Annotated in this window: 6 protein-coding genes and 2 CRISPR repeat arrays (2 of these 8 cut by a window edge); all 6 genes read right to left on the bottom strand. The window is 57.7% G+C overall.

What is annotated here, in order from left to right; all coding sequences use genetic code 11:
• Window positions 1-6377: a CRISPR direct-repeat array (repeat unit 37 nt; unit sequence GTTTCACCCATCGACCCGACGAATAGGGGACTGAAAG) (it extends 2573 nt beyond the left edge of the window).
• 73 nt (window positions 6378-6450) lie between these two features.
• Window positions 6451-7248, bottom strand: coding sequence for an IS21-like element helper ATPase IstB (gene istB, locus ACPV0M_RS11810; protein WP_425620248.1), 798 nt, complete (start codon window positions 7246-7248; stop codon window positions 6451-6453).
• Window positions 7245-7709: a Mu transposase domain-containing protein gene (locus tag ACPV0M_RS11815; protein ID WP_425620821.1), complete on the bottom strand. Its 465-nt coding sequence runs from the start codon at window positions 7707-7709 to the stop codon at window positions 7245-7247. The genes istB and ACPV0M_RS11815 overlap by 4 nt, the downstream gene beginning before the upstream one ends.
• An 88-nt stretch (window positions 7710-7797) precedes the next feature.
• The gene (locus tag ACPV0M_RS11820) at window positions 7798-8598 is read right to left on the bottom strand and encodes an ExeA family protein (protein ID WP_425620723.1); all 801 of its coding nucleotides are present in this window, start codon (window positions 8596-8598) and stop codon (window positions 7798-7800) included.
• On the bottom strand, window positions 8591-9949 hold the full coding sequence (locus ACPV0M_RS11825; protein ID WP_425620722.1) for a DDE-type integrase/transposase/recombinase: 1359 nt from the start codon (window positions 9947-9949) through the stop codon (window positions 8591-8593). Before ACPV0M_RS11825 ends, ACPV0M_RS11820 begins: the two co-directional genes overlap by 8 nt.
• Window positions 9950-9999: 50 nt before the next feature.
• A complete protein-coding gene (locus ACPV0M_RS11830) occupies window positions 10000-10530 on the bottom strand; it encodes a DUF6431 domain-containing protein (RefSeq protein ID WP_425620721.1) in 531 nt (176 codons plus the stop codon).
• A gap of 163 nt (window positions 10531-10693) precedes the next feature.
• Window positions 10694-11470: an IS21 family transposase gene (gene istA, locus ACPV0M_RS11835; RefSeq protein WP_425620822.1), complete on the bottom strand. Its 777-nt coding sequence runs from the start codon at window positions 11468-11470 to the stop codon at window positions 10694-10696.
• Window positions 11471-11626: 156 nt separating this feature from the next.
• A CRISPR array of direct repeats spans window positions 11627-13401; the repeat unit is 37 nt; unit sequence GTTTCACCCATCGACCCGACGAATAGGGGACTGAAAG (it continues 844 nt past the right edge of the window).

Raw genomic sequence — 13401 nt, forward strand, 5'->3', positions numbered from 1 at the left:
GACCATACATCGAGGAGGGGTTTCACCCATCGACCCGACGAATAGGGGACTGAAAGTTGCTCCCACCTTTGCCGGGCTCCCGCTTATGCGCCCGAGTTTCACCCATCGACCCGACGAATAGGGGACTGAAAGCATTGCCTTATGGTACACCTGCGTGTCCTGCTCGTATGTTTCACCCATCGACCCGACGAATAGGGGACTGAAAGGGTCCAGCCACGTCGGGCAACTCGGGGCGACCGGCTTGTTTCACCCATCGACCCGACGAATAGGGGACTGAAAGTCGTCACTAGGCAATGGCTACCGCGGTCTCGTTGATCGTTTCACCCATCGACCCGACGAATAGGGGACTGAAAGAAGCACAACCAATTCGTCGAAGCGATGTTGCGCTCCAGTTTCACCCATCGACCCGACGAATAGGGGACTGAAAGTACCAGAACACATTCCGCCGCTTGTACCTCAACCAGGTTTCACCCATCGACCCGACGAATAGGGGACTGAAAGTCACCGACGGTACCCATACCCTAACCATCGAGGAATGTTTCACCCATCGACCCGACGAATAGGGGACTGAAAGGGCAGACAACCGGACCGGGCGCGTATCGCAAAGCGTCAAGTTTCACCCATCGACCCGACGAATAGGGGACTGAAAGGCAACCGTCTCAGCAGCTAGTAAAGGTACAAGCTACATGTTTCACCCATCGACCCGACGAATAGGGGACTGAAAGATAAAGCGCAGGGTGGTCTTTCGGTAGCCGGCAGGGCCGGTTTCACCCATCGACCCGACGAATAGGGGACTGAAAGGCACCGTAATGCCCTGCAGTTCCGCCGCCTTCTTCGCCTGTTTCACCCATCGACCCGACGAATAGGGGACTGAAAGCTGGTATAGACCGCCAGGGTTGTATCGACATAATCAAGTTTCACCCATCGACCCGACGAATAGGGGACTGAAAGCTCTGTTCGACGCCATTCGGGCCGAGGAGGATAAGCTGGTTTCACCCATCGACCCGACGAATAGGGGACTGAAAGCAGAACGGCGCAGGGGTCGTTGTACCCCCAGTCGATGGGTTTCACCCATCGACCCGACGAATAGGGGACTGAAAGGCCGATCAGCCGGGCGGCCGTCCAGCCGTGGGTGACGTGTTTCACCCATCGACCCGACGAATAGGGGACTGAAAGGTCTTGATATGCCATCAATGCCCCAACTCGCTCTGAGTTTCACCCATCGACCCGACGAATAGGGGACTGAAAGATCTCTTAAGGTGGTGATGTTATGCGCGTGAAGATGCTGTTTCACCCATCGACCCGACGAATAGGGGACTGAAAGGGCCTTCGGTTTTCAGGCTGAGCAGATAGTCCCAATGAGTTTCACCCATCGACCCGACGAATAGGGGACTGAAAGACGAGAAAAGCAACAATAGGTTTTATGGAATTTTGCGGGTTTCACCCATCGACCCGACGAATAGGGGACTGAAAGGGGCATCAGCACCGCCCGCGACGTGGTGGCCGGCACCACGGTTTCACCCATCGACCCGACGAATAGGGGACTGAAAGTCGTACAGATCTTCCCCGCACACCGCGCACTGGGCGAGTTTCACCCATCGACCCGACGAATAGGGGACTGAAAGGAGGAATGCGAAGCTTCTCGCGGAGCCAATGTTATCAGTTTCACCCATCGACCCGACGAATAGGGGACTGAAAGGTGCTGAACTTCATCGACATCAGCCCGAACGACGGCGAGTTTCACCCATCGACCCGACGAATAGGGGACTGAAAGCGCGCAAGGCGATGGGCCAGAAGTACCAGGCCTGGGCGGTTTCACCCATCGACCCGACGAATAGGGGACTGAAAGGCGAGATGGTTTATCTGCCCGGACGGGGGACGGACGGGTTTCACCCATCGACCCGACGAATAGGGGACTGAAAGTGGCCGACGTGCAAACCAAAGACGGAGGCAGGCAGAGTTTCACCCATCGACCCGACGAATAGGGGACTGAAAGGTCATAAGTCTTGATCCGCCGCATCTGGCGCTCGAGGTTTCACCCATCGACCCGACGAATAGGGGACTGAAAGGCGACGACCTGGACCTGAGCTTTGACTCTAGCGAGGTTTCACCCATCGACCCGACGAATAGGGGACTGAAAGGTGTAGAGATCTGCGCCTTGCCAACCTTATCCCTCCCGAGTTTCACCCATCGACCCGACGAATAGGGGACTGAAAGACATTCGGCTCGCTTTTCGCCGGCATCGGCGGCTTTGGTTTCACCCATCGACCCGACGAATAGGGGACTGAAAGGGTGACGCAGAGCGCCAACAACGGCGGCGTGGGCGTGTTTCACCCATCGACCCGACGAATAGGGGACTGAAAGGCCCCTGCTGCTGCCGCACCGCGTTTACGTCGAAGTAGTTTCACCCATCGACCCGACGAATAGGGGACTGAAAGAGGCGGCGTCCCAGGCGGCGGCCCGAGCGGCGTCCCAGGTTTCACCCATCGACCCGACGAATAGGGGACTGAAAGGTCCGGATCGCCCGCAGGGCCGGAGAGTGTTTCGAGGTTTCACCCATCGACCCGACGAATAGGGGACTGAAAGGCTCAAATAGCAGACCTGCTTTTTTTGAGACTTTCAAAGTTTCACCCATCGACCCGACGAATAGGGGACTGAAAGTCTCCCAGCCGGTCATAATGACGTGCACCGGCAGGTTGCAGGTTTCACCCATCGACCCGACGAATAGGGGACTGAAAGAGGTATAAAATCCCAGTACGCGGCCCACTAAAAACGAGTTTCACCCATCGACCCGACGAATAGGGGACTGAAAGTTGGAAGACTGCTGGAGAATAGCGGCATCAAGCAAAGTTTCACCCATCGACCCGACGAATAGGGGACTGAAAGGGACAACATCGACGACCACCGGCTGGCCTGCGTCCTGAGTTTCACCCATCGACCCGACGAATAGGGGACTGAAAGAAGACAGGGCTGGCAAAGGTAAGCATCCCTTGCTAAAAGTTTCACCCATCGACCCGACGAATAGGGGACTGAAAGCGGATATTCCGTCCAGTGTCATCGCCCGCAGGTGGAGTTTCACCCATCGACCCGACGAATAGGGGACTGAAAGGAAAACAGAAAAGGGCAGGAGAACCGTTCCCCTGCCCGGTTTCACCCATCGACCCGACGAATAGGGGACTGAAAGGCGGGTCAATTTTGAATTCCGGTTGCGGCAGCTTTAAGTTTCACCCATCGACCCGACGAATAGGGGACTGAAAGAGGCGTGGGACGCGCTGTCGATGATCAGGGCTTCCAGAGTTTCACCCATCGACCCGACGAATAGGGGACTGAAAGGTTAACCTGGCCTGCGCCATAGAAATCTTTTCCTGGGTTTCACCCATCGACCCGACGAATAGGGGACTGAAAGGGGCGGTTGATCGCCTGCGTCGCGGTGCGAACCAGGTGTTTCACCCATCGACCCGACGAATAGGGGACTGAAAGAGTTCTTATTTGACATTGATGCAAAATCTAACAAGCAAGTTTCACCCATCGACCCGACGAATAGGGGACTGAAAGGTGTTGCAATCGCCGGTGTTCCTATTGCCGGTGTTGCAAGTTTCACCCATCGACCCGACGAATAGGGGACTGAAAGAACAAGAGCAGTTGATGCATCAGGTGCGTCAGGAGTGGGTTTCACCCATCGACCCGACGAATAGGGGACTGAAAGAAAGCCAACAGCGACGCGGCTGCAAAGAGGATCACAAGTTTCACCCATCGACCCGACGAATAGGGGACTGAAAGGATAGAAGAATTACATTGTCAGGCTGCATTTTCAGAATGTTTCACCCATCGACCCGACGAATAGGGGACTGAAAGCCAGGTATGCTGTCAATAATTTTATCAAATAGTTCAAGGTTTCACCCATCGACCCGACGAATAGGGGACTGAAAGGGCTTACCCACGTGCGCAACCCGGCGTCCTTGGCGGCCTGTTTCACCCATCGACCCGACGAATAGGGGACTGAAAGGACCGCGAAACGCGACGCCCTGTTGCGGGCGCTGGAAAGTTTCACCCATCGACCCGACGAATAGGGGACTGAAAGGTTGGTCTCCCTTACGCCCTACAGCCGGGAGGAATACGTTTCACCCATCGACCCGACGAATAGGGGACTGAAAGACGATATCGCCCTCGTAGGCGGTCGCCCTATCCGGAGTTTCACCCATCGACCCGACGAATAGGGGACTGAAAGGTTTGTGGATCCTCTCGGAATCCCGCCCAACCTGGCGGGTTTCACCCATCGACCCGACGAATAGGGGACTGAAAGAGGTCCGGGGTCAGGGAAACCAGATCAACTGACTTGTTTCACCCATCGACCCGACGAATAGGGGACTGAAAGGTTCTTCCAGCGTGTGCGGCACGGGACGAGTGTGAAGGTTTCACCCATCGACCCGACGAATAGGGGACTGAAAGCAACGTGGGCATTTTACTGTCATGCTTTCCCCTCCTTGTTTCACCCATCGACCCGACGAATAGGGGACTGAAAGGCATGGTCAGGATCTCACTGATTGTATCGTGCCACGAGTTTCACCCATCGACCCGACGAATAGGGGACTGAAAGATCAGACCCCCGAGCAGCGCAGCGTACCTGCCCGCGGCGGTTTCACCCATCGACCCGACGAATAGGGGACTGAAAGTCGGGCTGGAGGTACGCGTTCCCTACTGCGACCACCGGGTTTCACCCATCGACCCGACGAATAGGGGACTGAAAGCAAGATCCATTACTCGATGGAAGGCCGGGACCACGGCGTTTCACCCATCGACCCGACGAATAGGGGACTGAAAGAGCTGAATGAGGTGGTAATCAATGCGACTTAAGGAAGCGTTTCACCCATCGACCCGACGAATAGGGGACTGAAAGAGCAAAATCAAATATTCCATACACTCTTGTTCCCGCAGGTTTCACCCATCGACCCGACGAATAGGGGACTGAAAGTGTCAAGATTTAAGTGGGGCAAATAAGAACGGTGAAGGTTTCACCCATCGACCCGACGAATAGGGGACTGAAAGCTTTCTTTAAAGCTTCAAGCTGTTCATCCCTGGTTTTAAGTTTCACCCATCGACCCGACGAATAGGGGACTGAAAGACTGAACTTCAGGAATACAACATCAAAGTGACCAATGAGTTTCACCCATCGACCCGACGAATAGGGGACTGAAAGATTAGAATAAATGCTTTACCAAGTTCATTTCTTCTGTGTTTCACCCATCGACCCGACGAATAGGGGACTGAAAGCAGGTTCATCTCCACAGTTCTCACCCCTTTCACCGGGTGTTTCACCCATCGACCCGACGAATAGGGGACTGAAAGTTGGGATCACCAAACCGCACGGCATGGACAAACTCAGTTTCACCCATCGACCCGACGAATAGGGGACTGAAAGAGGTTATCTGAACTGCTTCGCCACCCGCGGCAGTAGTTTCACCCATCGACCCGACGAATAGGGGACTGAAAGCCAGTAACACCAGCTTGGAACATCTGGCCCAGTACCTGTTTCACCCATCGACCCGACGAATAGGGGACTGAAAGGTATCTCCATCACGGGGGCGGCCACGTCTTCGGCCAGTTTCACCCATCGACCCGACGAATAGGGGACTGAAAGATGACTACGTTGATCCATTCGGGCCAACAAGCCTGGATAGTTTCACCCATCGACCCGACGAATAGGGGACTGAAAGATGTTATAGACCGTGGAGCGAATGCCGATACCGTTCGTTTCACCCATCGACCCGACGAATAGGGGACTGAAAGACCGTATCCGGCCTCGAACCGAATCCGGATTCCGCCGGGTTTCACCCATCGACCCGACGAATAGGGGACTGAAAGTTGGTTCCGACCTCCTCCGCCATCCTGGCCACGCAGGTTTCACCCATCGACCCGACGAATAGGGGACTGAAAGGCTGCTCGGCGGCCAGGGTACCGGTGACGGAGAAAGGGTTTCACCCATCGACCCGACGAATAGGGGACTGAAAGGCCAACGCCTCGGGGTCAACGTCCTCGACGCGGGGCAGTTTCACCCATCGACCCGACGAATAGGGGACTGAAAGGTGCCGTAGCCGGCTACATAGGGCTGCTTGAAGCTGTTTCACCCATCGACCCGACGAATAGGGGACTGAAAGGCGGTACAGGCTCTTGATGTAGCTGATCTGCTTCGAGCTGTTTCACCCATCGACCCGACGAATAGGGGACTGAAAGATGAGCTTCAGAACAGACTTGCCGCGACCCTTCGTAGTTTCACCCATCGACCCGACGAATAGGGGACTGAAAGGGTGGTGAAGGTGTTGGGCACGTACTCGCTCATCATGTTTCACCCATCGACCCGACGAATAGGGGACTGAAAGTATCCTTCTGTCAACGCCGACTTACTTTTGACCCACTGGCGCCGGTTGGGAATTGACCCACCCGGCCGACAAACTACGGTTTGGACTGCTCGGCGTTAACCACCTCCGGTCTGGGGTGTGGTCCAAACAGACCGGCCCGTTTCTTCTCCCGCAGGCGGTAACTCTCCCCGCGGATGTTCAGGACGTGGCTGTGGTGCAGGAGCCGGTCCAGGATCGCCGTGGCAATCACCGCATCACCCAACACCTCGCCCCATTCGGCAAAACCCTTGTTCGACGTCAGAATGATGCTGCCACGCTCGTATCTGGCCGAGATCAGGGCAAAGAGCGCCGTGGCCGCCTGGCGGTCGTAGGGCCAGACCCCGAACTCGTCAATAATCAGGACCTTCGGGGCCAGGTAGACCCGCATTCTCCTGTCCAGCCGGTGTTCCGCCTGGGCGCGGCGCAGGTCTTCCAGCAGGTCGTGGGCCCGGACAAAGTAGACGCCGTAGCCCTGTTCAATCGCCCTGATCCCCAGGGCCACCGCCAGGTGGGTTTTGCCCACCCCCGGCGGGCCCAGAAGCAGGATGTTCGCCGCGTCGGCGACGAAGGTCAAGGTAGCGAGTTCCCTTACCAGACGTTCATCCACCGATGGCTGGAAGCCAAAATCGAACTGCTCTAAGGTCCGGTGGTAGGGCAGGTGGGCCAGCCGGGTCCGGGTCTTCAGATAACGCTCCCGCCTGGCTGCCGCCTCGATCCCCAGCAGGTCGGCCAGGAAGTCGGCATAGGACAACTGCTTTTGCACGGCCGCTTCCAGTCGGCTGTCCAGGATCGCCGCCGCCTGTCCTAAACCCAGGTGCTCCAGGTAGTGGCGCGCTTTCTCCAGGGCGATCACCGTTCGCTCACCACCAACGCTTCGTAGTCCAGCAAAGACCGAATCTGGACTTCCACCGTCTGGACCTGAAAAGCTGTTGGGGTTTGGCGCCGCCGGTGGTCACCCATCGGCAGCCCGTCCCACTGGCCGGGCAGGGTAAGCCGCTGCCCCGGGGTTACGGCCCGCGGATGGACGGCCAGCCTTTCGTTCCCCGCCCAGATCTGGACCGTGGTCTCGTCCGGCTGGACCTCTACTTTTCGGCCGGCCCATTGCCAGGGGACGCCATACCAGGAGCCGTTCCATTGGAGGTAACCATCCCGGCCCACCTTGCGCTCCTCACGCAGGAAAGGTAAAAGCTTATCGGGGCCGGGCAGGGGCATCAGATGGGCCTGCTCGATGATCAGGCGGTCAATCGGTCGTTCCCGGGTCGTCCCGTGGATACGGACGTTGGCCACGGTGTCAAGCCAGACTGTTACTGCCACCCCATAATGTCCGGGGATAGACGGTGTTAATTGTCCAACAATTGACGAATAGTTGGCCGGTAACCATCGGCGGGCGGAGCAGGGAGAGCTACATCAGCTCTCCCTGAATCACCCGCTTTACCATGTGGTCGTCAACGATCCGGTTGCCGTTCTGCGCCCCGTAGATCAGGCAATGGGTACAGGCCTTGTTGATCAGCCGCGGGGTCCCGGCCGAGAAACGAAAGATCTCATCCAACGCACCATCCGAGAAGATGTCTCGGTCCGCACCGGCGTATGCCAGGTGCCGTTTCACATACTCACCGGTTTGCGCCCTGTCCAGGTGGGTTAGTCTACACTGCAAGTCGATGCGTTGCCGGATGGCGGCGTAGGCTTGGAGCTGGAGCCGTTCCCGCAGCTCGCTCTGCCCGACCAGGATAAGGGCCATGGGGCTTGTGGAGTCCATCTTGAAGTTGAGGAGAAACCGGACCTCTTCCAGCATCTCCTTATCTAACAAGTGTGCTTCATCCAGGATCACCACCGGCTGCAAAGAATGAACGCCCCGCATCAGCTCGATCTCCCGGTGCAGTTGGCGCTTGGCATCGCCCCGATAGAACTTGGCTTCACACCCCAGCTGTTCCAGCAGGCCTTTGTAGAAATGCCGGGGTGTCAGTTTGGAATCCGCCAGGTACATTACCAGAAACCGGGCCGGGTCGAGGATATCCTTGAAACGCCGGATGGCGGTGGTCTTGCCGGTCCCGCTGTCCCCGGTGAACACAACAAACAGTTGGCGCTTGGCGGCATGTTCCAGTCTGCCCAATGTCTCTTCCAGCATCATGGACGGGTACAACTGGTCTGTCGGAATGTCGCGGGTGAACGGGGTATGGGCGAGGCCGTAGAATTCTTCAAACACTGCCGCCGACCTCCCCCTTGCGTACCGCCCGGTAGATGACGGCAGGGGCCTGCTGCTCTCTCCTCTGTTTGTTTCTCTTTGCCGCTGCAGACAGGAGCCTGGATGATTCGGCAGTCTGGCTCTGCAAATACTCTGGCAGTCGCGGGCGCTCTCCGGTCCGCTCTCCAATGACCAGTGGCTTAACCTTAAAGGGCACATGCCCCTCGTACTCGATGGTCAGTTCGGCGGTATCAGCCGGGTCGTAGACGACATCCACCTTGCAACCGATGAAATTCAGACCGACCTCGTACTTCTTGCCTGCGAAGCTGATGCAGCCCGCCTTGTCGACCTTCCTTTCCTCGCAGTGCAGAAAAGCAGATGCGATAGTTTCGGCATCCAAAAACCTGATCGCCTTGCTGTCACTGCGGTAAGCGGCAGCCGGGCTCTGATTGTTCGCCAGGGCTGAATGGGGCTTGTTCTGGTAACACTCCTCCAGCCAAACCCAGAACAGCTCATTGAGCTTGTCCAGCGACTGCGGTTTCTCCAAGGCCGCCTCGGCCAGGAAGGCGTCCACCACTCGGTTGAAGCGCTCCACCTTGCCGGTTGCTTCCGGGGCATACGGCTTGGCATACAGCAGCCGGATGCCCATCTTGGCGCAGGCCCGGGTCATCCACCTGGTCCGGTATTGTTTACCGTTATCAAAAAACACCGCCTCGGGCGCCCCGTACTTCTGGATCGCCTGCCGGAAACAGTTTTCGACGATGATCTGGTCCAGGGTGGGATAGAACTCTCCGTGCATGACAAAGCGCGTGGCGTCGTCAAAGAAGGATACCAGATAGACCTGCTTCTTGGCGCCATCCGGGCCGATGGGCAGGTACGGCCCATACTTGATATCTGAATGCCAGAGCTGGTTGCGGTGCCTTTTCTGAAACCGCCGGGCGGCGACGCCGGTATCCGCGTACATCCGCATGTGCCGGGCGCTGTAGCCCTTCTCCGCCAGTTTCTCCTGCAGGGTGCTGCGTTTGATCCGGCCGGGTTCGGCCAGTCCTTCCCACTCCAGAATCTGAATGATCTGCGCGACACTTCTTCCCGGCGCCTCGCGGCGCAAAAGGATGGCCTGCTCCAGGATGTTGGCCGGGACGGCCTCCTGGTTCAGGCGTTCACCCTTACCCTTGGGCTTGAGGCCCCCGAACCCGTTTTCCCGGTACCGGGCCAGATACCGGCGCAAGGTACGCTCGGATAGCCCGGTCTGTGCGCAAATCTGGGCCCTGAGTTTTCTGGCTTTGGCCGCATCCACGTCTTCCGCCAACAGCGGGGACAAAAGCTGCATCCGCTGGGCGGCGATCTCTTCGGCCTTCCGGTGGTCTCTCATGCTGAATACCCTCCTTAAAGTTAATTCAGCACGAGTCTATGCCAAAGCCGTCAGGACAGGAATGCCGAACGGGTCTGTACCCAAAGATTTGCATTGGCCACCGGGCGGACAACTCTGGCCAGCCAGCCGGGGGCATCCCCTACCAACTGCCAGATCCCGTGGAGCGCGGACCGGGGAAGGGTGGATCGTCCTTCCGCAGACGCTATCGCATAACGGGCGGCGAGGGCGGTGAGGCAGCCAAGGAAGTACGCAGCCAGTGCCCGAAACCATCTCCGCCAGCGCCACAAGGTGGATTCATCGGCCGTGACGCTAAGGGCCGGATCACCGCCCACGGCTGCCTCAATGCTATCTCTTATGTGACGCTTGTACGGTACCAGCATGTCCGGCAGTTCGTGGTGGATGCGACGGCACGCAACACAACGAAGGCGGCGGATGATAAGGATGATCTTGTCCCCGAGGCTGTCGATACAGCTCCGTTGGCGGCTGCCAATTACCTTTAAATGCCCGCTACAGCAGGGACAGGGAATCTGCTCCGCGCTCCTCACAAAAAACACCCCTGTCGGGGTTCTCAACGAGCTCATATTTTGTTACAATGACCATACGGTGATGGGCGCCTCTGGTGCTGCTGCTGACCACGGTGGCACAACAAACAGGGGCGTCTTTCCTTTCTAAATGATATGGCCATTATATCCAGCAGCCCCCGGTCAGGCAATCCCGTCAGCTTTCGGACGTTTCAGGTTAGCCCTAACACCAGACTTGGGCCCGGCGGTTGAGGTCAGTAAGATCAGTAAACCGGGCACCAGGCCAGAAGTTGCCTTCGACGTACCCGACGCCGCGCTCGACCTTGCCTTTGGTTCTGGCCCAGTAGGGCCGGCAAAGCTGGATGTCAAAGCCCAGCCGCAGGGCGAAGTCCAGGAAACGCTTGTTCCAGATAGGCTGCCCGGCCTCGTCCCGGTCAAGAACGACCAGCTTGGCGTTGTCGTACAGGCACTTGCGCGGAATGCCGCCCAGCCGCGCAAAACCGTTGATGTGGCAGCGGATGAAGCCGGCCACGTCGGCGCGCTGGATGAACTCTACGTACATGGCCCGCGCCCAGGCCAACACCAGGACGAAAGCCCAGACATAACGTGGTGTCCCGTCCGGCGTCAGGTAGCGGTAACGGCCGAAGTCGACTTGCGCTTGTTCGCCGGGCTTGGTTTCAAAGCGCACGGTGACTTCAGGCTTCCGCCGCCATCGGCGGAACGGGTGAACGTACTCCTTGAGGATGGAGTAGCCGCCTGTGTAGCCCAACTCCCGGATCTCCCGGAGCAGAACGACGCAATTGTCCACTCCCTCGCTAAGCCGCTTCTGGATATAATCTTTGTAGGGGTCGAGCTTGGACCCCCGCTTCGCCCGGGGCTTCGGTTTGGGTATCCCCGGCTCCCGAAGGTATCTACGAACCGTGTTCCGGGATACGTCAAGAAGCCTTGTGATGGCACGGATGGATTCGCCCTTGCCGTGCAACTCGATGATCTGTTTCACTTTCCCACCCTCCAGCATCTTGTTGGACACCTCCGTCTTTTGCAGTCGAAGGTGTCTTTCGCCGGGGGGTGGGTCAATTCTTTTTCGGCGCTACTGGGTCATTTTAAACCCGGCGCTGACACCTTCAGCAGCACCAGCTTAAGCACCTGTGGCAGGGTTTCACCCATCGACCCGACGAATAGGGGACTGAAAGGTCCACCACACGCCAACAAGTGACGCGGCCTGGGACGGTGTTTCACCCATCGACCCGACGAATAGGGGACTGAAAGGGCGGAGGATCGAAATCTCCCGCTGCTGCTCAGCCAGTTTCACCCATCGACCCGACGAATAGGGGACTGAAAGATCAGGATGGCCCGGGAAGCGGTGGGTCTCGGGCTGGTTTCACCCATCGACCCGACGAATAGGGGACTGAAAGTGCCGTAGAGGTGGCCGACCTGGATGCCCTTAACCCGGTTTCACCCATCGACCCGACGAATAGGGGACTGAAAGAGATGGCGTCCTGGGCGATGGCCAAACCCTTGTCGCGTTTCACCCATCGACCCGACGAATAGGGGACTGAAAGAGCGCGGGTCATCATCAACGGGGACCTGCTCAACTACGTTTCACCCATCGACCCGACGAATAGGGGACTGAAAGCGCGGGTGTACTGGCTTTTCATGCCGAGGGCCGCCCGGTTTCACCCATCGACCCGACGAATAGGGGACTGAAAGCGCGCTCCAGGTGATGCCGTCGGTGCTCGTGCAGTACGTTTCACCCATCGACCCGACGAATAGGGGACTGAAAGTTTTACCTGGATGATACCGCACCTCGACGACTTCGGGTTTCACCCATCGACCCGACGAATAGGGGACTGAAAGCGCGGGTGTACTGGCTTTTCATGCCGAGGGCCGCCCGGTTTCACCCATCGACCCGACGAATAGGGGACTGAAAGCGCGCTCCAGGTGATGCCGTCGGTGCTCGTGCAGTACGTTTCACCCATCGACCCGACGAATAGGGGACTGAAAGAACTCGCGCTCAAAGATGTGCGTCGCCACGGCTAGAGTTTCACCCATCGACCCGACGAATAGGGGACTGAAAGCGAATATGATGTCTTGCGCCTGCGCTTCGGCCTTGACGGTTTCACCCATCGACCCGACGAATAGGGGACTGAAAGATTGTCTGCCGCGTCCGTTCGGGCGGCGAGATCATGTTTCACCCATCGACCCGACGAATAGGGGACTGAAAGGCTTGATCTCGGGCTCCATCTTCTTCAAGTACTGCGGTTTCACCCATCGACCCGACGAATAGGGGACTGAAAGCCGCCGGACCAAACGAGTCCCGGTCCCGCCGCACAGCTGTTTCACCCATCGACCCGACGAATAGGGGACTGAAAGTCTGCCTCACAGCTCCCCTCGCGCGCGCGTGCGCGTGTTTCACCCATCGACCCGACGAATAGGGGACTGAAAGGGTCGTTGGCCTGTATTTCCGCTAAAGCCTTTTGCATTGTTTCACCCATCGACCCGACGAATAGGGGACTGAAAGGAATTTGGGCTAAAGCGGGGTCGTTTTTGAGCACGTTAAGTTTCACCCATCGACCCGACGAATAGGGGACTGAAAGAGCCGCGGAGGTTGGGGGAGGGGTCTTGACCCCGCGAGTTTCACCCATCGACCCGACGAATAGGGGACTGAAAGCTTTTGGGCGGTATCGGCAGGCCGTGCCGCTTGATCAGTTTCACCCATCGACCCGACGAATAGGGGACTGAAAGCTTCCACGGCCCTTTTTACCAGCTCCAGGTGGCGGGAGTTTCACCCATCGACCCGACGAATAGGGGACTGAAAGTTTATATTGGACGGCGCCGGGATGATGGATGCCCGCGGTTTCACCCATCGACCCGACGAATAGGGGACTGAAAGTTCATTTGAGCACCCGCCCTTACTCAGCCACAAGCCTG

The organism is Desulfosceptrum tomskiensis, from assembly GCF_049818055.1.
Taxonomy (GTDB): Bacteria; Bacillota; Desulfotomaculia; order Desulfotomaculales; family JASEER01; genus JBFLVT01.

Excerpts from the sequence above, each read along its gene's own strand:
- ACPV0M_RS11825 (WP_425620722.1), bottom strand. The coding sequence starts at position 9,949 with ATGAGAGACCACCGGAAGGCCGAAGAGATCGCCGCCCAGCGGATGCAG.
- ACPV0M_RS11830 (WP_425620721.1), bottom strand. The coding sequence starts at position 10,530 with ATGAGCTCGTTGAGAACCCCGACAGGGGTGTTTTTTGTGAGGAGCGCG.